Here is a 23,987-nt window from a genome sequence, read left to right as displayed (position 1 = left end):
ATTCTCCTTTTATTTTTTAATTAACAACTTTTTTAAATTCTTCATAAGATAAAGGCCTTGATAGAAAAAAACCTTGTAAATAATCTATACCCAAGTTTTTTAATATTTCTATTTCATCTTTAGTTTTTACAAATTCTGCAATGGTTTTTAAACCAAGCTCCTTAGCTAAAAATACTATCCCTTTAATAACAGATCTATATTTAAAAGACTTATTTATTTGACTAATAAGAACTCCGTCAATTTTTAAAAAATCAGCTTTTATTTTAAGCAAAAAAGAAAAAGAAGCATAACCTGCTTCAAAATCATCTATAGCCAATTTTATTTTTTTATTTTTTAATTCTTCATCCAATAACTGAAAGGCATCTAAAAAATTAACTAAGGAATTTTCAGTAATTTCAAAAACAGCTAATATAAATTGATCATTACTTAGCCAACCCCATAAAATATCAAAATTTTCAAAGCTCTTTCTTAGATAATTAGCAAAATCTTTTAAAACAAGATCCCCTACTTCAAATCCATAATTAACATTAATTAAGAAAAAATCATTTATATCAAGGTAAATTAAGAATATATTTTCCCTTGAAAAACTATTAATATATTCATTTAAAGTTTTTAAAAATTCTTCTTTTTTTAAAAATTCTTCTATTTTATTCATTTTTTATTTTAAAAAATTTTTAAAAATTTAATTTTTAATAATTTTAATTTTAACATTTATATCAAGTTTTAGAACCTTTTGATTTATTGATACATGTTATTTTTCACATTTTTTTAAGTAAATTTGATTTTTTCCTATTTTTTCACTTCATACATGGCATCATCTGCCCTTTTTATTAATGAATTTATATCATCTCCTATACAATATCCTGTAATTCCAAAACTTGCTGTAATTTTTTTAACACCAGGAATTTTCATTTCTTCTATTTTTTTCCTTAAATCTCCAGCTAAAAAGACCGCTTTTTCAGGAGGAGTATTGGGTAATAAAATAATAAATTCTTCTCCTCCCCAACGAGCTAAAATATCTGTCTTTCTAAGTCTATTTTTCAAGGTTTGAGCTACAGCCTTGAGAACTTTATCACCTACCATGTGACCATAAGTATCATTTATTTTTTTAAAATCATCTAAATCAATTATAATTAAAGACAAAGGGATATTATACCTTTTAGCTCTTTCCATCTCAGTTTTTAATCTTTCTATAAAGTATCTTCTATTGTATATCTCTGTTAAAGGATCTGTTATAGATAAACTTTGAGTTTTAGCCCATTGTAAAATAAAAAATATAGTTATTATAAAAATTATTACCAAAAGAAGATAAGGAACCCCTATTATAAAATAAAGTTTTCTTTTTATATCATCAAAATATGAAAGAGGTACACCTGTATATAAAATCCCTATAATATTACCATTTTTGTCTTTAATTGGTCTATACGCTGTTATATATTTTTTACCTAAGATATCAGCTATACCGTAATAATCTTTCCCTTCTACCAAAACTCTTTTAGCTACGGGTTTGCTAACTCTTGTTCCTATAATTCTTTTTCCTGAACTATCTCTTATAGTAGTTGTAACTCTGGTATCATTTTGAAATATAGTTGCAGTATCCCCAGAAAGTTTTTCAAAAAGATCTACTATTTGATAATTATGATTTATTTGAATTCCATCTTTATAAAGTTTACCATCTCTAATCTCCCATTCTCCAGGATAATAAAGATCTATCAATTTTTCAAAAAAATTTAATTCATGATGAATATACAAAGTAGAAAGAGATAAAGCCTGATCATAAATGCATTTAGTAACAACAAATATAGTGGAAATTGAAATAGCTAAAGTTAAAAATATTGAAAAAATAAAAACCCTTGTTCTTGATTTTAAAATTTTTCTGTTAATATAAAAAGCTATTTGATATTTCATTTTTAATTATTTTTGGTTTAATAAATTGTTATTTCAAAAAAAGAGATTTATAATTATAATACTATAAAAATTTTTTGAAATATTCAAACCTATATAAACAGTAAATAATTTTTATAATTTATAATTATGTTTAATAAAAAAACTATTATATACATTTTAATCCTTTTTATCATAAGCTTTTTAACAATTTCTATATATTCCTTTAATCCCTATGATCCTGGTATTGGAGTTTTTGGAGCAGAAGAAATAAAAAATTTAGGAGGTGTATTAGGAGCTTATTTATCTTCTTTAATATACTTTATTTTTGGGTTTTCCTCGGTTTTCATCCCTCCTTTTATGATTTTAGGTTTAATTTTATATCTTTTCGGAGTTTCTTTTAAAAGAATTTTTGGAAGTTTGTTTCTTATTCTAATCTGCTTTTCCCTCAGTTTAACCTACCTTTTTGGAATTCTTAGAATTAAAAATACCTATCTTTTTAACAAATATCCTCTTAATGGAGGATTAATAGGAGAATTATCCTCTTTTTTGATTTCTTTTATTGGAACTTTGGGATTTTTTCTTTTTATTATATTATTGTTTATTATTGCTGTTTTTATAGGGCTACGATTTCCTAAAAAAGTCTTTATTTTCAATTTTAAATCTTTTTTAAAAAAGATTTATTATTTTTTCTTTAAAAATAAAGATACAGTTTCTAAAAAATCTGATTTTCAAAAAGAATCCGATCTTGAAGAAAATAAATATAAAACAACTATAGAACAAAAAATTGAAAATAATCAGGAATCTGAAACAGAAGAAATACCAGAAGATCTTCCTAAGAAATTACCTCCTCCTTTGGAAATTCTGGAAGATCCTCCATCTTTTTCTTATAAAATCAAGCCTGAAGAATTAAAAGAAAGGGCTCTTCTTCTTGTTTCTAAATTGAAGGAATTTGGTATAGAGGGTGAAGTAGTGGGTATTTTCCCTGGACCTGTAATTACAGTTTTTGAATTCAAACCTGCTCCTGGAATAAAGATAAGTAAAATTCAAAGCTTGGTAGATGATCTTGCTTTAGGGCTTTCTGCTAAAAGTGTAAGAATTGTTGCTCCCATTCCAGGAAAAAGTGTTATTGGAATTGAAATATCCAATCCTCAAAGAGAATGGGTTTATTTAAAAGAAATTTTACAAAGCCCAGTTTTCCAAAAATCCAATTCTCCTTTAACTATAGCACTTGGTAAAGATATTTCTGGAAATCCAATAGTAACTGATTTAAGAAAAATGCCTCATCTCTTAATTGCAGGGAGCACAGGTTCAGGAAAAAGTATTTTTTTACACAGTGTAATTTTAAGTCTTATTTATAAAAGCACTCCAGAAGAAATTAGATTCTTAATGATAGATCCTAAAAGGATAGAACTTTCTGTATATGAAGATATTCCTTATTTACTTCATCCTGTAGTTTTAGAACCCAAACTGGCAACCAAAGCTTTAAGATGGTTAGTTAATGAAATGGAAAGAAGATATACAATTTTTGAAGAAGTAGGTGCCAGAAATTTAGAATCTTATAATGAAAATTTTGAGGAAAAAATGCCTTATATTGTAATGGTTATAGATGAACTGGCAGATTTGATGGTTGTATCTTCTAAAGAAGTAGAAACTCTGCTTACCAGACTTGCTCAAATGGCAAGAGCAGCAGGAATACATCTATTGGTTGCTACTCAAAGACCTTCTGTGGATGTAATTACAGGTCTTATAAAAGTAAATTTCCCTGCTCGTATATCTTTTCAGGTTACTTCTAAGGTTGATTCCAGAACTATACTTGATACTCAGGGTGCAGAAAGACTTCTTGGAGCAGGAGATATGCTTTTTATGCCACCGGGTTCCTCTTATTTAGAAAGAATTCATGGCCCTTATATTTCTGAAAAAGAAGTAAAAAAATTAGCAGAGTATTTAAAATCCTTAGGTAAGCCAAAATATTTAGCTAATATTGAGATTGAAGAAGAAAATGAAAATGTTAAAGGAACAGATATAGATGATCCGCTTTATGAGGAAGCTTTAAAGATTGCTTATCAATATGGAAAAATTTCTGTTTCCATGCTTCAAAGAAAATTAAAAATAGGTTATAATAGAGCAGCGAGGTTAGTAGAAAAAATGGAGGAGGAAGGAATTGTTGGTCCGAGTGATGGTGTTCGTCCTCGTCCTGTGCTGGGCCCTCGTAAACCCTTGTAAGTTACCTGCTCAAAATATTGAACAAATTTTAAATAAAATACAACACTTTTATGAAAATATTCAAACTATTCAAGCTGATTTTTTACAGGAAACATATTTCCCTGATAGAAACAAAGAAATACGAACAGGTAGACTTTGGATTAAAAAGCCTGGAAAATTTCGCTGGGAATACAAAAGCCCTGAAAAATTCTTAATAATTTCTGATGGAGATAATATATATATTTATTATCCTGAAGAAAAACAAGCCTTTGTATATCCCTCAGGAAAGGCGATCTCTTCTCGCTTAGCTCTTGGTTTTATGAGTGGAAGAGGAAATATTAAAGAAGACCTTAAATTAGAATCTTTTAAAGTTTTAAATAAAAATTTTTGGAAAGTCAGCTTTTTACCAGCCTACAAGGACAAAAAAGTAGAAAAAATCTCTTTTGTTGTAAGTCCAAATACAGGAGAAGTAAAGGAATTCACTTTCATTAATTCTACAGGAGAAAAGATAAGAATAATTTTTAATCAAATAAGATATAATGTTAACTTAGATAATAAGCTTTTTATATTGAACTTCTCTGAGAATATTCAAATCATAAATGGTTATTAGTCTTTTCAGTCTTTTTAAGTTTAAACCATACATAAAATCCTATCAAGAGGATACAAAAAATAACTATTCCATAAGAGCCTTTATGTATATATTTTTTCAACAAAATCTCATTTTTACCAAAAAAATAGCCACAAAAGGCTAAAAAACTGCACCAAAGAAAAGCTCCTAAGGTGGTATAGAGACAAAATAAAAATAATTCCATTCTGGCAAAACCTGCAGGAATAGAAATGACATGTCTTAATCCAGGAAGAAGTCTTCCAATAAATGTGCTGATATGCCCATGATTATCCCAAAATTTTTCCATTTTTTGGAAAGAATACTCTGTTAAAAGTACATACTTTCCATATTTTTTAATAAAATGTAAAAAAGCAGGTCTACCAAAATTTAAAGCTAAATAATAATTTATTAATGCTCCTACAAGGCTACCTAATATTCCAGAAATTACCACTCCTATTAAAGACATCTTTCCTTGATAAGCTAAATAGGCTGCAGGAGGGATTATTAATTCACTTGGGATAGGAACTAAAGTAGATTCTAAAAGCATAAGAAAAAAGATTCCTAAATAACTACTACTTTCAAAAAAAGATAATAAATAGTGAATAATTTGAAAAATTATTTCCATACACTTTAAAGGTATTATTTTTTAAATATAAAGATGTTTTTCTATTTTACAAAGAAAAGTCAAAATAACAAGTTTAGAAAAAGTTGATTCTTATACAATATGCTTGACTTTTATTTTTTTAATAATAGAATTTTATTTTATGAATTTAACAGAAAAAAGAGAAGTTTTAAAAAAATTTTATACACCTGTTGGAGTAGTTCTTTTTAGATTAAATATTCCTGCAAATTTAATAACTTTTTTTTCGCTTTTATTTGGAACAGCCTCTGCTTTAGCTTATTATTATGAAAATCTCACTATTGCTGCAACTTTTCTCTTTATTTCAGGGATTTTAGATCTAACAGATGGAACAGTTGCAAGGCTTTCAGGTAAACCCACTAAATTTGGGGCAGTTTTTGATTGGATTGCAGATAAATGGGTAGATGGTTTAATTCTTGGAATAGTAGGTTATCTTTATACTGATCCTTTTTGGGCAACTGTAGCAGTAACAGCTTCTCTTTTGCATTCCTTTATTAAGCCTGTAGTATATGCAGAAATAGGGTATCAAGTAAAAGTTAAAGGAAAAATCCAAGATCCTTTAGAAAATGTAGGATTCTTTGGCAGACCAGAAACTCATATAAGTCTTATTATTTTTACTATTTTAGAAAAATTGAATGCTCCTATAGGATTAAGTTATGGTATAAAAATTATTACTATACTTACTCTGTTTTCTCTATTAAGCAGAATAATTTATCTTTATAAAAATTTTGGGAGAACCTATGATGAATAGACCATATATTATTATAACTTCAGAAGTTACTATAGATGGTAAATTAACTTTGTATAGAGGTGCTTCAAGCAAAGAACTTATGAGTATAATGACTACAGAAGTTTATAAATATCTCCACAGTATTAGAGCAAATGTTGATGGTATCATGGTAGGATGCGAAACTGTAAGAACTGATGATCCAAGTCTTACTGTAAGATATGTAGAGGGTAAAAATCCAATTCGTATTATTCCCTGTTCTACTGCTAATGTTCCTTTAAATGCCAGCATTTTCTCTAAGGAAGCTCCTACTATTATAGTTACCACCAAAAGAGCACCTCAAGAAAGAATAGAAAAAATTAAAAAATTGGGTGCTGAAGTTATTATCGCAGGTGAAGATTTGGTAGATTTTGATATCCTCCTTCCAGAACTTTATAACAGAGGAATAAAAAAACTTATGGTAGAAGGTGGAGCTTCTATAAATTGGGAACTTGCAAGAAAAGGCTATATAGATGAAATTAGAATTATACATCTACCTGTTATTATAGGTGGAGAAAATGTTCCTACTTTAGTAGGTGGAGAAGGTTTTAAAAGTCTTAAAAAAATTCTCAGGTTGGAAATTGTTAATCATTTTATAATTGACAAATTTTTAATTAGTGAATGGAAAGTTCAAAAATAAAACCTATATTTATTAGGTAATGTTTTATAAGTAAGAAACTGGTAAATATTATCTACCACCCAGTCTATAACTCTTTCAATAGCATCTTTTGTATAAAAAGCTACATGCGGTGTAAAGATTGTGTTAGGAAATTTTAATAAATATAAAACTTTTAAAGCCTTTTCATATTCTTCTAATGTAAAAGTTTTGTTAAGTGAATTAGATATTTCTAAAAGTACCTTTTCTCCTTCAAAAACATCTAAAGCAATTCCTCCTTGTAATTTATTGTTGCGTAAAGCCCAGATTAAAGCTTCTGTATCTACTATAGGACCTCTGGCTGTATTAATAAAAATAGCATCATCTTTTACTAATCTAATATTGTCTTTATTTATTAAATGGTGAGTTTTGGGATAATAAGGAATCAATATCGTTATAACATCAGATCTTTTTAATAAAGTATCTAAATCTACGTAATTAACATTATATTTCTTAGCCAATTCTTGTGAAGGAGAAATATCGTAAGCCAAAATTTCCATACCAATTCCATGAGCTATTCTTGCTACCTCACTTCCTATTCTCCCTGTGCCTACAATACCTATGGTTTTGTCAATAAGATCTATTCCTAATAATCCTTCTTTGGAAAAATCTAAAACTTTACTCTTTTCAATAGCTGGCTTTAATTTTTTGGCCAAAGCAAAAACTAAAGCTATAGTATATTCAGCTACAGTAGTTGAAGCATAGTGAGAACAATTAGCTATAATTACACCTTTTTTCTGACAGGCTAAAATATCTATATGATCTGTTCCTGTAGTTCTTGTAATCAAAAATTTCAGATTAGGTAATTGATTTATTACATTTTCCGTAACATGGGATTTTATTTGTATTACAGCAATATCTACATCCTGATAATTCTGACAGGTATTTTCGTCTAAAAAATCATTGGTAAAAGTTATATCCATTTCTTCAAAAAGATCTTGTAATTTTTCTTTTAGTTTTTTAAGATATAACTGTTTCTCCCAAGCTTTTTCTATTTCAAAAAAGTATACTTTATACGACATAAGATTCTCCTAAAATGTTTTATAATATTTATCTTATACTAAATTAATTTAAAAGACAAGTTATTTTTGAAAATTAGAATGATTTTAATTTGAGTAGGCAGTCTCTAAAATCTCTTTAATTGATTCCTTGCTATATTCCTCTACTTTCCAGATGGTAAAAATTTGATAAGCCTTATCTACTAAATAATCCAGATCTTTCTTAGGAATTTTCAGATCTTTTAAATTCAAAGGTAATCTCAATTCTTTTAACCAGCTTTCAAAAAGTTCTATGCCTAAATCTAATTTTGATTTATCTTTTTTTATAGTTAAATCAAAAACCTTTTCAAAAAATCTTTTAACCATATCTTTTTCTTTATTTTTTTTCAACCAAGCTAAAGTAAGAATAGCCAATCCTAATCCATGAGGTAAATCGTAAATTCCACTTAAAGTATGTTCTATAGCATGGATAATAAATCTATATCTTCCTATTCCGGATTTTGTAAGACCGCACAAAGCCAAAGAGGAAGCCCACATTATATTAGCTCTGGCTTCATAATCATCGGGTTTATTTACTGCTTTTACAGACCATTTTATAATGTTTTTCATAAGCATAATCATAAAATCTTCTGTGAGACATTCTTTTTTGTATTCTCTGCTTATAAAAATTTCAAAGACATGAGAAAAAGCATCAAAGGCACCATAAGCTGTATAATCAGGAGGCACTGTTAAAGTTAAATCAGGATTTAAAAAAGTGATCTTAGGAAATAAAACAGGCGAACTCATAGAAAGTTTTAATCTTGTTTCATCATTTACTATTACGCTTATATTATTGAGCTCTGAACCTGTTCCTGCTATAGTTAAAATTGTAACCAAGGGTAAAGCTCTATCTGGAAATGCTTTTCTTTCATAAAAATCCCAGATCTTTTCCTCATTATAATATCCACAGGCAATAGCTTTAGCAGTATCAATAACACTTCCTCCTCCTGTAGCTAAAATAAAATCTATTTTGTTTTCTTTTGCTATTTTTACACCTTCTAAGACCTTAGATAAAAGAGGATTAGATTTGATCCCTCCAAATTCTATATACTCTATTTTAGATTTTTCTAATAAATCTTTTATCTTTTCATAAAGTCCGTACCGTTTAATAGAGTCTTTACCATAAACCCATAAAGCTTTTTTACCTATTTGAGAAACTTCCTTGGGAATTTTTTTTAAGGCATCTCTTCCAAAAATTACTTTAGTAGGTAATTGAAACTCAAAACTTTTCATAAACACCTCCAAAAATAAAAAGACCTATAGGGATTCTCCCTATAGGTCTTTAGATTATAAAATTTAACAATATTTAACTTAAATTCTCTCTAAGCTCTTTTAATTTTTCTACAATTTCTGGTTCAGCAAGGGTAGTAGTGTCTCCCAGATCTTCATATTGACCAGCAGCTAATTTTCTTAAAATTCTTCTCATAATTTTTCCACTTCTTGTTTTTGGAAGACCTGGAGCAAAAAGAATATAATCAGGTGTAGCTACAGGTCCAATAACTTTTCTAATATGTTGTACTAATTCTTTTCTGAGCTCTTCAGAAGGTTCATAACCTTCTTTTAATACAATATAAGCAAAAATACCTTCTCCCTTTATATCATGAGGAAATCCTACTACAGCTGCCTCTGCTACTGCAGGATGTTCTACAAAAGCAGATTCTAACTCCATGGTTCCCAAACGATGTCCTGAAACATTGATAACATCATCCAATCTTCCCATAATCCAGAAATATCCATCTTCGTCTTTCCGAGCTCCGTCTCCTGTATAGTAATATCCTGGGAATCTGCTAAAATAAACTTCTTTAAATCTTTGAGGATCACCCCAAACACCTCTTGCCATACCTGGCCAAGCTCTTTTAATACATAAATGACCACCTTCATTAATATCTGCTTCTGTTCCATCTGATCTTAAAATCACTGGTTCAATTCCAGGCAAAGGATATGTCGCAGAACCTGGCTTTTGAGGAACAGCATAAGGAATAGGTGCTATCATATGCCCACCTGTTTCTGTCTGCCACCAAGTATCTACAATAGGACAGCGCTCATGTCCTACATTTTTATAATACCAAAGCCAGGCTTCAGGATTAATAGGCTCTCCTACTGTTCCAAGAAGTCTTAAACTGGAAAGATTGTATTTTTTAGGCCATTCCTCTCCTTCACGCATAAGAGCTCTAATAGCAGTAGGAGCAGTATAAAAGATAGTAACCTGATAACGATCTACCAATTCCCACCACCTTCCAGGATTGGGATAAGTAGGAACTCCTTCATATATAAATACTGTAGCTCCAAGAGCTAAAGGCCCATATACTACATAGGTATGTCCTGTTATCCATCCAATATCAGCTGTGCACCAAAAAATGTCTTCAGGTTTTAAATCAAAAGCCCATTGTGTAGTATGTGCAGCGTAAACTAAATAACCTCCTGTTGTGTGAAAAACCCCCTTAGGTTTTCCTGTGGTCCCTGAAGTATAAAGAATAAAAAGAGGATCTTCTGCATCCATTACTTCATATTCACAATATTCAGAAATGCTTAAATCTTTTTTTAGATCATCGTATAAAATACATCTATTATCTTTAAGCTCTATAGGATCTCCAAAACGATTTATTACTATACAATGTTCTATACAATCACAATCTTTTACAGCCTCTTCTGCTCTATCTAAAAGAGAAATTCTTCTTCCTGCTCTATAAGTTCCATCACAAGTAATTAAAACTTTTGCTTGAGCATCAAGAATACGAACCTTTAATGCCTCAGCTGAAAATCCTCCAAATACTACACTATGAATAGCACCTATGCGTGCACAGGCAAGCATTGCTGCTATAGCTTCAGGCATAGTAGGAAGATAAATAGTAACTCTATCTCCTTTTTCTACTCCTAAATTCTTTAATATTTTAGCAAATTTACATACCTCACTATGAAGCATTTGATAAGTGTAAACTTTTATTTCTCTATCTGGTTCTCCCTGCCATATTATAGCGGCTTTATTTTTAACAGCCGGATCTTCTAAATGTCTATCTACACAGTTAAAACAGGCATTAAGTTTTCCACCTTCAAAAAACTTTATTTCTGGTTTATAAAAATCCCAATAACAGGTTCTGTTCCAGTATTTAAACCAAGTTATTAATTCTTTAGCTCTTTCAGCCCAAAATTCATCAGGATCTTCTAAAGAATATTGATAAATTTGCCTATATTGATAACGTGAAGAAATATAAGCTTGATCTTTACCTTCTTGAGGTGGATAAAAAACTCTACTTTCTTTTAATAAAGATTCAAGTTCCGGCATTTTTCACCTCCTGTCTAAATTTTTTATTTTATTTTATTTTATTTTTTTTAATTCCAATCATTTTCCTATAAAAGGTTTAATAAGATCTCTAAGAGTAACGATACCTACTAATTCATTGCCAGACATAACAGGAAGTCTTACAATATTAGCCATAGCCATAAGTTTGGCAGCATACTTAATATCATAATAATCTGGGACTGTGATGCATGGTTTGGTCATTACTTCTAATACCTTTACTTTTTCTAAAGGTAAGCCTTTTGCTATAACTTTATAAACAATATCTGCCAAAGTAATAATTCCAAAAGCATCCTCTTCATCAACTCTTTCTACTACAAGACCTCTGTAACCAGTTTTAACCATTTTTTCTGCTGCTTCTTTAACAGTAGCATTCCCTGAAATGGTTACTACAGGGGTGTTCATTACATCTTTTACTCTAATTTTCTCAATCTCTATCATTTCAACCTCCTCCTTTTTGTTAAAATAACCAACATAACCTATAATACTAATCTTTCTCATTTTTCTCAAATTTCAATATTTTTGTTATAATTTTCACTTGTTCGGAAATAATGGAATAATTTATTAGAAAGTTATGGAATTTTTTAAAACCAATTTTTAAAGATTAGAAATAATGGATAAAACTTCTTTTTTAATCTCTTCTATTTTTACTTTTGTTTCTTCTTCATTTAAGGTTAAAATTTGATAATTTTTCATTATCCAATTACCATTTACCATAAGATCAGAAACATAACCTCCTTTAGCACTATAAACCAAAAGTGCTAAAGGGTTATAATCAGGCTGTAAAGAATGATTGTTTAGGTCTAAAACAGCTAAATCCGCTTTATACCCTGGTAAAAGTTTACCTGAATTTTCAAAACCAAGAGCTTTAGCTCCCCATTCAGTAGCCATTTTAAATACATCCTTAGCTGTAATTATGGTTGGATTCTCTCTTAAACCTTTCTGGATCAGGCAAGCAGTTTTCATTTCTGAAAATATATCTAAATCATTATTACTGGCTGGTCCATCTGTTCCCAAAGCTATATTTACTTTATATTGTAATAACTCAGGCACAGGTGCAATTCCAGAACCTAATTTCAAATTACTTTCTGGACAATGAGCTATATTAACCTTATTTTCAGCTAACAATTCTATTTCTTCGGGGGTTAGTTTAACACAATGAGCAGCTATAAGATTTTCTGAAAAAGCCCCTAATTCGTAAAGTAATTTTACAGGTCTTTTACCATATTTCTTCTGGACTTCTACCACTTCTTCTTTATTTTCTGATAAATGAATATGAAATTTAGCACTATATTTTTCTGCTATTTTTAAACACTTTTTTATAGTTTCAGGAGAACAGGTATAAAGAGTATGAGGAGATACAGCAATTTTAATGCTGGGATGATTTTGAAAGTTTTTTAATAAATCCTCTGTAAGACCCAAACCTTTTTCTAAAGGTCCATATCCAGGAGAAGGAAAGTCAAAAAGCCCCTCTCCTAAAAGTGCCTTTAACCCTGATTCTTCTGTAGCCCTTATTACCTCAGGTTCAAAAATATACATATCGCAAAATAAAGTTATTCCAGATTTGATCATTTCTATAAGAGATAGTTTAGTTCCCCAGTAAACCCATTCTCTTTTGAGTTTAGCTTCTACAGGAAAAATATATTGAGTAAGCCATGTCATCAAAGCAAGATCCTCGGCAAGACCTCTTAAAATGGTCATAGGAACATGAGTATGAGCATTAACCAATCCAGGAAAAATAAGACCTTTCTCAAAAGATTCTATTTGAAAATTAGGATATTTAGAAACAATTTTTTCTTTAGATCCCAAATCTATAATTTTATCTTTCTCTATCACCAAACAGGAATTTTCTAAAGGCTTATCCTCTGCAGAAGGAATTATCCATTTAGCTGATATAATCTTTCCTTCCATATTATTATTTCTATAATTTTTTAAGAAATTTTTCCAAAGCAAATCCTTTAGCAACCATTTCTTTTGTTCTTAAAACTTTACCTTTTTCTTTTAACATAGTTTTACCAAAAATTTTTTGTATTCTATCCACTGTTGTAAAGGTATCCAAAGTAGTAACAATTATAGGTACACCTTTAGTTTTAGCTAAGTTTATCACTATTTCATTAGGATGTAAACCACCTGTAAGAAGCAAACATTTAATAGAGGTTTCTAAAGCTAATACCTGAATATCTGTACGATACACACCTGTAATTACAACTTTATTTGGTGTTCTTAGAAAATATTTAAATGCATTGTCAGGATCCATAGCACCTATACTAATATTTTCTATAAGTTCATCCAGCTTGTCTTCACAACACACAATACCTCCATTTACTACCTCTAACAGGTCTCTTACTGTTATCGCTTCCAATAATTTATCTCTTTTAAAGGCACCAAAAACATCTATACCCTGTGAGTTTAAAAAAGGTATTATGGTTTCCTGAATATAAATATATTGTTCTGGAGGTATTTTATTAAATACAGCTCCTATAAAATTATTTTTTAACATATCTCTTATACCTAAAATATCATCTATGGAAGTTTCCCCTTCCCAATTTTGGATTACCAAAGCTTTGGCATTTAATTTATTTACCAATCTAAAACTATCAATTCCTAAACTATATCCTTCAAAAATATTGTCTCCTCCTACCATAAAAAGAAAATCTTTATCCTTTTGCTTATTTACCACTTCTAAAATTTGATTTTCTAAATTAAATCCATCTTCTTCAAAAAGTTTATATTGAATTTCATAAGTAAACACAAAAGGAGAACTCCATTCCACAGGGTCTTTTAATTCCAACATTTTATGAATAAAAAAAGCTTCTTCATCAACTATTTTATTCTCTTGTTTTATTGGAACTTTTCCAAAAATTTTCATATATCCCACTTTGTATTTTTTTTCTTTTAAAATTAAAGCAAGAGCTAAAGCTAAGGAATTTTTTCCAGTAAAAGGTCTATTTGAAATTAAAAAAATGGGTTTCATGTTAAAATCCCCCCTAATTATTTTTAACTTATTATTATTCTTGCATCTAAAGCTATTCCACCTTTATATTTTACTACATAAGGATTTATATCTATCTCTTTTATTAAAGGAAAGTCCATAACTAACTGAGATAACCTTAAAATTTTATCCACAATATCCTCTTTATCACAGGGCTTTTCTCCTCTTACCCCTTCTAAAAGCTTTTTACCTTTTATTTCTTCTATCATTTCATAGGCTTCTTGTTTAGCCACAGGAACTATTCTAAAGGAAACGTCCTTCAAAACTTCTACATAAATTCCTCCTAAACCAAACATAATCATATGTCCAAAAGTTTTATCATAAGTAACACCAAGAATTACCTCTTTACCCTCTGTAATCATTTCACAAACCATTACTCCTTTTATATAAGCATTAGGCATAAATCTTTTAACATTAAGAGTGATATCTATAAAAGCATTATATACTTCATCTGCATTTCTTAAATTAAGTTTAACCCCTCCCACATCTGTTTTATGAAGAATTTGAGGTGAAGAGATTTTCATAACAACAGGATAACCTATCTCTTCTGCTAATTTTACAGCCTCCTCTGGAGTTCTGGCAAGAGACCTTTTAGGAAATTTAAATCCATATAAAGACAATATTTTGGTAGCATTTTCATCCCCTACTGCTGTAACACCTGCATCTTGAAGAGCTTCTAAAATAAGACTCACTTTTTGTTTATTTTCTTCTGGAATATCTATCTTAATATACTCTAATTCTTTTTTATTTTTGAATTCTATAAAATCTACAAGCTTTCTATAAGCGCTTATAGCTGTAGATGGATCTTGATAACAGGGAATTTCCACTTTTTTTAAGAGTGAAATTCCTTCTTTTACTTTTCTACCTCCGATAAAACAGGCAAAAATAGGTTTGTCTGTTTTTTGGCTTTTATCTGCAATTTCTTTAGCTATATTTTCTACATCTGTAACTGCTTGAGGTGTTAAAATAACACATACTCCTTCTACTACGGGATCTTTAATAGCTTGTTCTAAAACCACTTTATACCTTTCCGAAGTTGCATCACCTATTACATCAATAGGATTATATAAAGAAGCTGTAGGAGGAAGTTTATCTATAAGAGTCTCTATGGACTCTCTACTCATAGGATCAAGTTTAATTCCTAATTTATCAGCAGTATCTGCTGCTATAATCCCAGGACCCCCTGCATTTGTAATTACCAAAAGTCTTCTACCCTTAGGGAATTTTTTCACTTTAAAAATTTCTGCTATATCAAAAAGTTCTTGAATTCCATTTACTCTTATGATTCCAGCTTTTTTAAAAGCCTCTGTAAAAGCTCTATCAGAACCTGCTAAAGCTCCTGTGTGAGAAGAAGCTGCTCTGGCACCTGCTTCTGTAGCTCCTGATTTTATAATTATAACTGGTTTTATCTTAGCAACTCTTTGGGCTACTTCTAAAAATCTTTTCCCGTTTTTAACATCTTCAATATATCCTAAAATAATATCTGTATCAGGATCATTTCCAAAATATTCTAAAAAATCACATTCATTTAAATCTGCTTTATTCCCAAGACTTATAAATTTTCCAAATCCAAACTTATTTTCTATAGCCCAATCTATTAAAGCTACACCTAAAGCTCCTGATTGAGAAAAAAGAGAAATTTTTCCTTTAGGAGGCAAATCTGGTGCAAATGTAGCATTCATATTAATTAAAGTATTGATAACTCCTAAACAATTAGGACCTACCATTTTTATTCCTGCTTTTCTTGCAATTTCTGTTATTTCCTTTTCTAATTTTGCCCCTTCTTCTCCTATTTCTTTAAATCCTGCTGTGATAACCACTACACCTTTTACACCTGCTTGAGCACAGTCTTTCATCACAAAAGGAACTGCTTTTGCAGGAACCACAATAATAGCTAAATCTATTTTCTCTGGTATTTCCAAAACCGAAGGATAGCACTTTATATTTAAAATTTCTTTTCTCTTAGGGTTAACAGGATAAACTTTGCCTTTGTATCCCTGCTGAACTAAATTTTTTAAAACAACATGTCCTATTTTCTTTTCATCTTCAGAAGCCCCAATAACAGCAATAGTTTCAGGATTAAAAATAAAGTTTAACAACATCTTCTTCCCCTTTTATCATTTGATAAATAAATCTAACTATATCTCTCTCTGTAATAATCCCCTCTAAACAATCATTTCTTGTAACAAGAGCAAAGCCTTTATTTGTTTCTATCATTTTTTTTACTACATCTAAAATTTTATCATCATCTTTAAATACAAGCAATTTTCTGTGTTTTATTTCAAAAGGTGAATCTATAAAAACTTCTCTTACACTTTTATTTAAAATTTCATTAATGTCTCCAGTTTGTAAATCCCCAAATACATTTTTACTGAAATATTTTAAAAAATCCATAGTAACAAGAACTCCTCTAATGGTTTTATTTTCAACTATAGGAAGTCTTCTAATTTTTTTAGAAATAATTACATTAAGAGCCTCCTTTACAGAAGTGTTAGGTGTAATAGTTATCAAATTAAAATTAGCATATCCTTTCACATATCCATCTAATTTACGTTGTAAAATCAAAAATGTTAAAGCATCTCTTTCAGTAAACATACCTACTACTCTATTTTCATCATCTACAATAGGACAACCTCCTATGTTCTTTTTTATTAAAATTTCTATGGCATCTTCTACATATCCATTTTCGTTTATACAAATAGGATTCCTTGTCATTACTTCTTCAACTTTTTCATTTATGGCTTTAAAGTAATTCCCTTCGTATTTATCTAAAATTATCTTGCTCTTTTCCCCTCCTCCTAAGAAATTTAACAAATCCGTAGCTGTAATAATACCCATAATTTTTTGAATCTCTGGATCTACTACAGGAACTCTTCTAAATCCTATATTTACCATAGATTTTAAAGCATTTATAATCGGAGACTTAGGAGGTATTGTTTTAACTTCTTTTAAATAAGGATACAATAAACTTTTTGATTGTCCCATAATATACCTCCTATATTATTTTATGTTCTAATATTTAAATATTAAGTTTAATTTAAAATTTTGTCAAATATTAAAATACTTTAAAATTTTAAGCAATGTTAAAATTTTATTTAAAATTTTAACAATATTTTTTAAAAATCTACTAAAAAATTTAATCGTTTGTAATTTTATAACTCTCCACTTTTTTAAAAATTATGTATGATATAAAAAATTATGAAAAAAGAAACAGAAAGCACTTTAATAGGTTTTATTTTAAAAGAATGGCTTTTAATCTCATCCTTAATTGGTCTGATCCTAACTTCTATTTATGTGAAGCGCTTACCGGTTTATTCTTTAAGTGAATTTCAGATATTATTTATTTTGTTTTCACTTTTTATCACTATAAAAGGTCTTGAACTTAGTGGTATTATATCACAAGTTTCTCAAATTATTCAAAAAAGAAAAGCTATTCCATTAAAACTGATAACAGCTACTTTTTTCCTTTCAATATTTATCACCAATGATGTTGCTTTAATTGTAATTGTGCCTTTGACCTTATCACTTGAAATAAAACATAAAGATATTATAGTTATTTTTGAAACCTTAGCTGCTAACGCAGGGTCAGCTTTAACTCCCTTTGGTAATCCACAGAATCTTTTTATTTATTGGTTTTATAATTTAGATCCAGTAGTTTTTGTTACTGCTATTGCCCCTTTTTCATTATTTTTTCTTTTATTTCTTATAGTTTTTTCTTTTTTTATAAAAACCGATAATAATTATACTAAGAAACTTAACATTGAAAAAAATTTAAACAAAAAAAGTGTATATGTTTATATATTTTTATTTATTATAGTTTTATTAACAGTGCTCCATATTTTACCGGTTTCAACTAATATTTTAATAATCATTTATGCATTACTTTTTAATAGAAAATCTCTAAAAATTGATTATGCTTTATTATTTACTTTTTTCTGTTTTTTTGGTTTTGCTGAGAATGTAAAGTTTTTATTATCCTCTGAAATTATTCATTCTACCCATATATTTTTGTTTTCTGCCCTTGCCAGTCAAATTATGAGTAATGTACCAGTAGCATTATTATTTGCAAAATTTACAACAAACTGGAAAGCCCTTCTTTGGGGAACTAATGTGGGAGGATTTGGCAGTTTATTTGGATCCTTAGCTAATTTAATCGTATATAAAATCTATGTTGCACAAAATGATACTAAAAATTCTGGTATATTTCTATTGAAATTTCATGTTATAGAATACATAGCTTTTTTCTTAGGTATAGCTTTGTATTTTATTTTAAAAATTTGTATGATATAATAAAAAATTATAAAAATTTATATAGAGGTTTTATATGCGTTTATTTGGAACTATTTTTTTATCCTTTTTAATTCTTATCTTAAACGGCTGTTCTCAACCAAAAAGACAGTATTTGCCTCCTGAAATGGCTGAAAATATAAAGTCTATTTTGGTATTACCTTTTGATACCTGCCCTGAAAAAACAGAAAATATTTTCTTTTGCCCAGTAAAAAATATTATCCCAGGATATATAGAGCCTTATGCCAAAGAAACAATGAATCGGTTATTACGCTTAAAATTAGTAAAGTTCTCTTTGGTTTATAAGTTCAAATATTTATCTCAAAATGAATTTGAAAATCTTATGGCTGAAATTTTAGAAGAAACCTCAAGCTTACCTGAAATTATAAAAAATCTTGCTAAAAAAACTGATACTCAAGCTGTACTCTATGGAAGAATTTACAGATTTAAAGAAAGAGAAGGAAGTTCTTTTTCTGTAAGAGAACCCGCCAGTGTAGCTTTTGCTCTGGTGCTTTATGATGGTTTTACAGGAAAAATTTTATGGAATGGATATTTTGACAAAACTCAACAACCTTTAAGTGAAAATATTTTAGATATCAGAATTTATAAAAAATTTAAATGGCTTACTGCAGAAGAATTAGCCAGTAATGGCTTGGATTTGGTCCTTCAAACCTTTCCTTTAAAAGAGGAATAAAATGTTTGTTATCCCAGCTATAGACTTAAGAAATAATAAAGTCGTTAGACTTTTTCAAGGAGATTATAGCCAAACTAAAATATATGGAGATAACCCTTTAAAATACGCTATTTTTTTTGAAAAAGAAGGTGCTAAAAGACTTCACATAGTAGATTTAGACGGAGCTAAAGAAGGAAAAACCATTCACAAAGATCTAATATTAAAAATAGCTCAAAGTGTAAATATTCCTGTTGAAGTAGGAGGGGGAATAAGAACAGAAGAAGATATTAAAATTTATTTAGAAAATGGAATTTCTCAGGTAATTCTTGGAACCAAAGCTATTGAATCTCCTCAGTGGTTAGAAAAAATTACCCAAAAATATCCTCAAAAAATAATAGTAAGTGTAGATGTAAAAGGTGATAAAATTGCTATTTCAGGATGGCTAAAAATTTCAGAAATAAATTATTTAGAATTTTTGAAATTCTTAAATAATTTTGAACTTTTTGCTATTATTCTTACTCTTATAGAAAGAGACGGAACACAAAAAGGAATAGAGTTGGAACGTTTAAAAAAGGCTCTTGAGGTTTCATCTCATTCTATTATTTTAGCAGGAGGAGTTTCAACTATAGAAGATATTAAAAAACTAAAACCTTATGAAAAAAAAGGTTTAATGGGAGCTATTACAGGAAGAGCTTTGTATGAAGGTACTTTAAATCTTAAAGAGGCCTTGGTGATAGCTGAAAATGGATCTAACTTTTCTGAATAATAGATTCGCCGATATTTTTTATAGAAATAAAATCACCACGGTCTACATAAAAGAGGTTAAAGAAAAAAGGCTTCATATTATTTTACCCTCAGGCAAAGAAGAACTTATCAATTACTCTGCTCTTATTTCTTATGAAGAAAAACCTAAATCTTTAAAAGATTTAAATCAAATTATTACAGCTCTTAAAGAAAAACAGGAAAATAGAGAAAAATTAAAGGAAACTTTTGATTTAAAAGAAATCTGGGAAATTATAGTTAATGAAACCGAGGAAATTCCTGCCAAGGATTTAGTAGACTTAATCTTGGGAAGAGATCCTGATGAAGATGAAATAGCAGGTTTTATTAGAAAAACCTTAGAAGAAAAACTTTATTTTAAACTTAAAGAACCTAATATACTTGGGATTTTATCTCAAAAAGAAGTTGAACGTTTACTTCTTCAAAAAAAGCGCGAGCTTGAAAGATTAAAAAAACTTAATGAAGGAGAAGAATTTATAAAGGCTCTACAAAAAGGAAATATAGAAATTTTTAACCAAGGAGTTAGAAATTTCTGGATTGAAGCACTAAAAGGTTATGTTTTATGGGAAAACCAAACTCCCTCTGGAAAGCTGGTTCAAGAAGTGCTTAAACGCCTAAACCTGGCTAATCAAAATAAGATTTTTGAATTATTGGTAAAAATAAAAGTTTTTGATGAGGATGAAAATTTAGAAATTTTAAGAACAAGGTATCCATTAACTTTTTCAGAAAAAGAATTAAAAGAAGCGAAGGAACTTGAAAATCTTTCATTTTCTTTGGATGATAGAGAAGACCTAACCCATTTACAAACCTTTACAATTGATGCTAAAGATACCGAAGATTTTGATGATGCCCTGAGTTTTGAAGAAAATGAAAATCAATACATACTTTATATTCATATAGCTGAAGTGGCTGGTTTTATAAAACCAGGATCTGCTTTATGGGAAGGAGCTTTAGAAAGAGCTTCTACTTTGTATTTGCCAGATGGGATTTTCCCTATGCTACCCTTTCCCCTTTCTCATGGAAAATTTAGCTTGAAACAGGATACTTTAAGACCTGCTATTACTTTTAAAATTATTCTGGATCAAAAATATAATATCCTTGATTTTAAACCGATTTTATCCCTTATAAAGGTAAAAAAAAGACTCACCTATGAAGATGTAGATGATTATCTCTCTCAAGGAAATAAGTTCTGGCAAAAACTTTATTCTATTTTTATGTATTTTAAAAAGAAAAGAGAAAAAAAAGGAGCTTTAGCTATTTTTCTACCTGAAATTCAAATAAAAATTAATGAAAAAAAGGAAATCACAGTTCAAAAGCTTGTTATGACACCGGCTCGTTATTTTATTGCTGAAGCTATGATTCTTATAAATACATTAACAGCTGAGTTTCTATATAAAAATCACATTCCTGCTATTTATCGCTCCCAACCTCAACCCTCTGAAATTATAGAAAATTTTGAAGAAAATCTTTATTCCAAGCTTTTACAGTTAAAATTTTTAGCCAAATCTGAGTTATCCACTCAACCTGCCTATCATTCAGGATTAGGTGTTGATTGTTATACCACTCTAACTTCTCCTATAAGGCGATTTTTAGATCTTTTAATTCAATACCAATTAAAATTCTTTTTATTAGGATTAAAACCTCTATCAGAAGAAGAAATCTTAAAAATTCTTCCAGAATTAACCAATAATCTACAGAGAGCTATTCTTATTCAAAATAAAAGAGAAAAATATTTTCTTTTAAAATATTTGCAACTCTATATGCAAAATCAACCTTTAAAAGGACTTGTTTTAAATGTGCAAAATAAAAAGGCTAAAATTTATTTAGTGGATTATAATATTACAGGAGACCTCATAGGTTTTAAAAAAAATCTTATACCTGGACAGGAAATTACTGTTAAGATTGAAAAAGTTCAACCTCGTCTTGAGGTGCTTCGTTTAAAATTAGTTTGATACTATCTTCATCTACTTTCCATTTATTTTCTGATTTATCTTTATCTTTTTTAGCTTGATACATGGCTTTATCTGCCCTTTTAAGTAAGTCCAATAAAGATTCTTCTAAAGATCCTCTTTTTATCAACTGAGCTATTCCTATGGATAATGTAGTAAGTTTAAAATCTTTTTCTTTTTCCCAGTTTTTACAAATCCTTTTTACCACAATAACTGCTTCTTTCCAAGAAGTATAAGGTAAAATAATAGTAAATTCATCTCCTCCATAACGACAAACTTTATCTATTTTATCTCTAACGCTACTAATAAGAGCTCTTCCCAATTTTTTGAGCAATTTATCGCCTGTTTGATGCCCCAAATTGTCATTATACCATTTGAAATTGTCAAGGTCTATCATTATCAAACTAAGAGGATATTTCTGTCTTAAAGCTTTATATACCTCTTCTTTCAAAGTTTCATCAAAAAAGCGCCTATTGTAAACTCCTGTAAGTCCATCCTCTATAGCAATTTTTTGTAACTTTTTATCTAAATAATACTCTTTAAAAAGTTTATTTAATCTGGCTCTAAATTCATTTAAACTAAAAGGCTTAAAAATAACCTCATCTACTCCCTCTTCAAAATATCTCCCTATATCTTTCTCCTTTAAAAAATTTGAAACTATCAAAATCTTAGTGAAAGGACTTTTTTTCCTTATTTCTTCAACAATAGAAAAGTCTTCCTCTTTTTCAGAATTTACTAAGATCAATATTTGATAAAAATCATAATTTAAAATATTTTTTGAACTTTTAATATCTTTTATCTTATCAATTTTTATATCAAACTCTTTTAAGATCTCTTCTAAAAATAATTCAACTATTATTTCTGGATCATTAATTCCTACTCTTATTTCTTCCTTAAGATCTTTTTTTATAAGATTAATCCATTTATTTAGATCCATATAATTTTTTATTAAGATAATCTTTTAAAATTTTTGCATGATCAAAAACCAATTCATTCCATGGTATTTCATTTACTTTAAATAACCGTGCTAATTTAGCATCATCCTGACCTTTAAGCTCTCCTTTTCCTTTAGCCACAAAAACTGTAGTAACAGTATGAAATCTGGGATCTCTTTTTGGATCTGAATAACATCCTAAGAGATATAAAATTTCTATATCCAAATTAGTTTCTTCTTTAGCTTCTCTTATAGCAGCTTCTTCTAAAGTTTCTCCATAATCAACAAAACCACCTGGTAAAGCCCATCCCTGAGGATAATTTTTTCTGTAAATAAGGACAATTTTATCTTCTACTTCTATAATAATATCAACAGTTGGAAAAGGATTTTTATGAAGTTTAAAATACTCAGGATGATACTTTGAGGTTATTTCTATCATCTGATCATGAATTTTCTTATTGGAAGCAACTATGGTATTCAAGAAAGGATTATAGGGATTGCCAAAATAATCAGTAACTTTACCTCCTGCTTCTTTCACCAAAAGAGAACCTGCGGCTGTATCCCATGGTTTTAAATAGGGTTCCCAAAAACCCTCATATCTTCCACAAGCCACATAAGCAAGATCCAAAGCTGCAGAGCCAAAACGTCTAACCCCTTGACATTTTGTCATAAAATCTTTAAAAAGAGGTATAAATAGATCTGGTTTTTCTAAAATCTTAGAAACTGGAAAACCTGTGCATAAAAGAGAATCTATTAATTTGTCTGTTCCTGAAACCTTAATAGGCTCTTCATTTAAGAAAGCTCCTTTTTCCTCTAATGCATAAAAAAATTCTTCTGTAATAGGATTATAAACAATCCCCAAAATTGGCTCTTTATTCTTCATCAAAGCAACAGAAATAGCAAACCAGGGGATTTTATGAGCAAAATTAGTTGTTCCATCTAAAGGATCTATCAACCAATAATATTCGTTTTTTATTTCTTCTTTACCTGTATAACTTTCTTCTGCTAAAATTAATATATCTGGAGTTATTTCTTTTATACCTTCTTTTAAACGCTTTTCAGATTCTAAATCTGCAGAAGTAACTAAATCTATAATTCCTTTATGATATACTTCGGGAGATGAAAAAAAAGCTTTTTTTAAAAATTTTCCTGTATCTTTTACTAAAATTTTAATCAAAGGAAATATCTTTTCTAAATTCATAACTTAAAAATATTATGATTATTTAAAATTTCAAGAGGAATAAGATTTGAATTTATTTTTATAATAGATAATAAATAAT

Annotated in this window: 21 protein-coding genes; 8 read left to right on the top strand and 13 right to left on the bottom strand. The window is 29.0% G+C overall.

Translation table 11 applies throughout. The annotated features are described in order from the left end of the window. Positions 1-16 precede the first annotated feature (16 nt). Entirely contained in the window at positions 17-655 is a 639-nt protein-coding gene (locus tag CC87_RS00215) for an EAL domain-containing protein (RefSeq protein WP_038054857.1), read from the bottom strand. 134 nt (positions 656-789) lie between these two features. Next, positions 790-1,908 (bottom strand): sensor domain-containing diguanylate cyclase, encoded by a 1,119-nt coding sequence (locus CC87_RS08510; protein WP_051920352.1) that lies wholly within the window; start codon positions 1,906-1,908, stop codon positions 790-792. A gap of 126 nt (positions 1,909-2,034) precedes the next feature. On the opposite strand from CC87_RS08510, the gene CC87_RS00205 reads away from it, so the two are divergent. After that, positions 2,035-4,110 (top strand): FtsK/SpoIIIE family DNA translocase, encoded by a 2,076-nt coding sequence (locus tag CC87_RS00205; RefSeq protein WP_038054855.1) that lies wholly within the window; start codon positions 2,035-2,037, stop codon positions 4,108-4,110. Continuing rightward, positions 4,049-4,699, top strand: coding sequence for an outer membrane lipoprotein periplasmic chaperone LolA (lolA, locus tag CC87_RS00200; protein ID WP_156955546.1), 651 nt, complete (start codon positions 4,049-4,051; stop codon positions 4,697-4,699). The genes CC87_RS00205 and lolA overlap by 62 nt, the downstream gene beginning before the upstream one ends. Here lolA and CC87_RS00195 read toward each other — a convergent pair. Then, positions 4,683-5,321 (bottom strand): DedA family protein, encoded by a 639-nt coding sequence (locus CC87_RS00195; protein WP_051920351.1) that lies wholly within the window; start codon positions 5,319-5,321, stop codon positions 4,683-4,685. The genes lolA and CC87_RS00195 overlap by 17 nt on opposite strands. Positions 5,322-5,460: 139 nt before the next feature. Between CC87_RS00195 and CC87_RS00190 the strand changes: the two genes are divergently transcribed. Beyond that, the gene (locus CC87_RS00190) at positions 5,461-6,087 is read left to right on the top strand and encodes a CDP-alcohol phosphatidyltransferase family protein (protein ID WP_038054932.1); all 627 of its coding nucleotides are present in this window, start codon (positions 5,461-5,463) and stop codon (positions 6,085-6,087) included. Further along, the gene (locus CC87_RS00185; protein WP_038054852.1) at positions 6,080-6,742 is read left to right on the top strand and encodes a 2,5-diamino-6-(ribosylamino)-4(3H)-pyrimidinone 5'-phosphate reductase; all 663 of its coding nucleotides are present in this window, start codon (positions 6,080-6,082) and stop codon (positions 6,740-6,742) included. The genes CC87_RS00190 and CC87_RS00185 overlap by 8 nt, the downstream gene beginning before the upstream one ends. Here CC87_RS00185 and CC87_RS00180 read toward each other — a convergent pair. From CC87_RS00180 to CC87_RS00145, 8 genes are all read right to left on the bottom strand, one after another. Beyond that, positions 6,733-7,779, bottom strand: coding sequence for an NAD(P)-dependent oxidoreductase (locus CC87_RS00180; RefSeq protein WP_051920350.1), 1,047 nt, complete (start codon positions 7,777-7,779; stop codon positions 6,733-6,735). The genes CC87_RS00185 and CC87_RS00180 overlap by 10 nt on opposite strands. An 84-nt stretch (positions 7,780-7,863) precedes the next feature. After that, entirely contained in the window at positions 7,864-9,027 is a 1,164-nt protein-coding gene (locus CC87_RS00175; protein ID WP_038054850.1) for an iron-containing alcohol dehydrogenase, read from the bottom strand. Between the two features lie 73 nt (positions 9,028-9,100). Then, a complete protein-coding gene (gene acs, locus CC87_RS00170; RefSeq protein ID WP_038054848.1) occupies positions 9,101-11,077 on the bottom strand; it encodes an acetate--CoA ligase in 1,977 nt (658 codons plus the stop codon). A gap of 57 nt (positions 11,078-11,134) precedes the next feature. Continuing rightward, entirely contained in the window at positions 11,135-11,533 is a 399-nt protein-coding gene (locus tag CC87_RS00165) for a CBS domain-containing protein (RefSeq protein ID WP_038054847.1), read from the bottom strand. 156 nt (positions 11,534-11,689) lie between these two features. Next, positions 11,690-13,003, bottom strand: coding sequence for an amidohydrolase (locus tag CC87_RS00160; RefSeq protein WP_038054929.1), 1,314 nt, complete (start codon positions 13,001-13,003; stop codon positions 11,690-11,692). Positions 13,004-13,013: 10 nt separating this feature from the next. Further along, positions 13,014-14,066 carry a DRTGG domain-containing protein gene (locus tag CC87_RS00155; protein WP_038054845.1) on the bottom strand — a complete coding sequence of 351 codons (1,053 nt, stop codon included), beginning with the start codon at positions 14,064-14,066 and terminating at the stop codon, positions 13,014-13,016. A gap of 23 nt (positions 14,067-14,089) precedes the next feature. After that, entirely contained in the window at positions 14,090-16,186 is a 2,097-nt protein-coding gene (acs, locus tag CC87_RS00150; RefSeq protein WP_245605469.1) for an acetate--CoA ligase alpha subunit, read from the bottom strand. Then, entirely contained in the window at positions 16,164-17,069 is a 906-nt protein-coding gene (locus CC87_RS00145; protein ID WP_051920349.1) for a CBS domain-containing protein, read from the bottom strand. The genes acs (CC87_RS00150) and CC87_RS00145 overlap by 23 nt, the downstream gene beginning before the upstream one ends. A 213-nt stretch (positions 17,070-17,282) precedes the next feature. Here CC87_RS00145 and CC87_RS00140 point away from each other — a divergent pair, with 213 nt between their 5' ends. The 4 genes from CC87_RS00140 to CC87_RS00125 are packed head-to-tail and all read left to right on the top strand — an operon-like array spanning position 17,283 to position 21,776. After that, the gene (locus CC87_RS00140; RefSeq protein ID WP_038054843.1) at positions 17,283-18,374 is read left to right on the top strand and encodes an SLC13 family permease; all 1,092 of its coding nucleotides are present in this window, start codon (positions 17,283-17,285) and stop codon (positions 18,372-18,374) included. Positions 18,375-18,408: 34 nt separating this feature from the next. Beyond that, positions 18,409-19,065 carry a hypothetical protein gene (locus CC87_RS08505; protein ID WP_051920348.1) on the top strand — a complete coding sequence of 219 codons (657 nt, stop codon included), beginning with the start codon at positions 18,409-18,411 and terminating at the stop codon, positions 19,063-19,065. 1 nt (position 19,066) lies between these two features. Next, a complete protein-coding gene (gene hisA / locus CC87_RS00130; protein ID WP_038054841.1) occupies positions 19,067-19,810 on the top strand; it encodes a 1-(5-phosphoribosyl)-5-[(5-phosphoribosylamino)methylideneamino]imidazole-4-carboxamide isomerase in 744 nt (247 codons plus the stop codon). Next, positions 19,788-21,776 carry a ribonuclease catalytic domain-containing protein gene (locus CC87_RS00125; RefSeq protein WP_038054838.1) on the top strand — a complete coding sequence of 663 codons (1,989 nt, stop codon included), beginning with the start codon at positions 19,788-19,790 and terminating at the stop codon, positions 21,774-21,776. The genes hisA and CC87_RS00125 overlap by 23 nt, the downstream gene beginning before the upstream one ends. Here the strand turns inward: CC87_RS00125 and CC87_RS08500 are convergent. Both CC87_RS08500 and CC87_RS00115 read right to left on the bottom strand, forming a co-directional pair. Continuing rightward, positions 21,721-22,710 carry a diguanylate cyclase gene (locus tag CC87_RS08500; protein WP_051920347.1) on the bottom strand — a complete coding sequence of 330 codons (990 nt, stop codon included), beginning with the start codon at positions 22,708-22,710 and terminating at the stop codon, positions 21,721-21,723. The two genes, CC87_RS00125 and CC87_RS08500, sit on opposite strands and share 56 nt — an antisense overlap. Further along, positions 22,697-23,908, bottom strand: a complete 1,212-nt coding sequence (locus CC87_RS00115) for an inositol monophosphatase family protein (RefSeq protein WP_156955545.1) — start codon at positions 23,906-23,908, stop codon at positions 22,697-22,699. Before CC87_RS00115 ends, CC87_RS08500 begins: the two co-directional genes overlap by 14 nt. Positions 23,909-23,987: the final 79 nt, after the last annotated feature.

This window comes from Thermodesulfobacterium hydrogeniphilum (assembly GCF_000746255.1).
Taxonomy (GTDB): domain Bacteria; phylum Desulfobacterota; class Thermodesulfobacteria; order Thermodesulfobacteriales; family Thermodesulfobacteriaceae; genus Thermodesulfobacterium; species Thermodesulfobacterium hydrogeniphilum.
The sequence above is the reverse complement of the archived record's forward strand: the minus strand, read 5'-3'. Positions and strand labels throughout refer to the sequence as shown.

What these genes read in the sequence shown, in the direction of transcription:
- CC87_RS00195 (WP_051920351.1), bottom strand. Translation starts at nt 5,321, where the DNA reads ATGGAAATAATTTTTCAAATTATTCACTATTTATTATCTTTTTTTGAA.
- CC87_RS08505 (WP_051920348.1), top strand. Translation starts at nt 18,409, where the DNA reads ATGCGTTTATTTGGAACTATTTTTTTATCCTTTTTAATTCTTATCTTA.
- acs (WP_245605469.1), bottom strand. Translation starts at nt 16,186, where the DNA reads ATGTTGTTAAACTTTATTTTTAATCCTGAAACTATTGCTGTTATTGGG.
- CC87_RS08500 (WP_051920347.1), bottom strand. Translation starts at nt 22,710, where the DNA reads ATGGATCTAAATAAATGGATTAATCTTATAAAAAAAGATCTTAAGGAA.
- CC87_RS00190 (WP_038054932.1), top strand. Translation starts at nt 5,461, where the DNA reads ATGAATTTAACAGAAAAAAGAGAAGTTTTAAAAAAATTTTATACACCT.
- CC87_RS00125 (WP_038054838.1), top strand. Translation starts at nt 19,788, where the DNA reads ATGGATCTAACTTTTCTGAATAATAGATTCGCCGATATTTTTTATAGA.
- acs (WP_038054848.1), bottom strand. Translation starts at nt 11,077, where the DNA reads ATGCCGGAACTTGAATCTTTATTAAAAGAAAGTAGAGTTTTTTATCCA.
- CC87_RS00205 (WP_038054855.1), top strand. Translation starts at nt 2,035, where the DNA reads ATGTTTAATAAAAAAACTATTATATACATTTTAATCCTTTTTATCATA.
- CC87_RS00215 (WP_038054857.1), bottom strand. Translation starts at nt 655, where the DNA reads ATGAATAAAATAGAAGAATTTTTAAAAAAAGAAGAATTTTTAAAAACT.
- CC87_RS00115 (WP_156955545.1), bottom strand. Translation starts at nt 23,908, where the DNA reads ATGAATTTAGAAAAGATATTTCCTTTGATTAAAATTTTAGTAAAAGAT.
- CC87_RS00185 (WP_038054852.1), top strand. Translation starts at nt 6,080, where the DNA reads ATGAATAGACCATATATTATTATAACTTCAGAAGTTACTATAGATGGT.
- CC87_RS00155 (WP_038054845.1), bottom strand. Translation starts at nt 14,066, where the DNA reads ATGAAACCCATTTTTTTAATTTCAAATAGACCTTTTACTGGAAAAAAT.
- CC87_RS00140 (WP_038054843.1), top strand. Translation starts at nt 17,283, where the DNA reads ATGAAAAAAGAAACAGAAAGCACTTTAATAGGTTTTATTTTAAAAGAA.
- CC87_RS00175 (WP_038054850.1), bottom strand. Translation starts at nt 9,027, where the DNA reads ATGAAAAGTTTTGAGTTTCAATTACCTACTAAAGTAATTTTTGGAAGA.
- hisA (WP_038054841.1), top strand. Translation starts at nt 19,067, where the DNA reads ATGTTTGTTATCCCAGCTATAGACTTAAGAAATAATAAAGTCGTTAGA.
- CC87_RS00145 (WP_051920349.1), bottom strand. Translation starts at nt 17,069, where the DNA reads ATGGGACAATCAAAAAGTTTATTGTATCCTTATTTAAAAGAAGTTAAA.
- CC87_RS08510 (WP_051920352.1), bottom strand. Translation starts at nt 1,908, where the DNA reads ATGAAATATCAAATAGCTTTTTATATTAACAGAAAAATTTTAAAATCA.
- CC87_RS00180 (WP_051920350.1), bottom strand. Translation starts at nt 7,779, where the DNA reads ATGTCGTATAAAGTATACTTTTTTGAAATAGAAAAAGCTTGGGAGAAA.
- CC87_RS00160 (WP_038054929.1), bottom strand. Translation starts at nt 13,003, where the DNA reads ATGGAAGGAAAGATTATATCAGCTAAATGGATAATTCCTTCTGCAGAG.
- CC87_RS00165 (WP_038054847.1), bottom strand. Translation starts at nt 11,533, where the DNA reads ATGATAGAGATTGAGAAAATTAGAGTAAAAGATGTAATGAACACCCCT.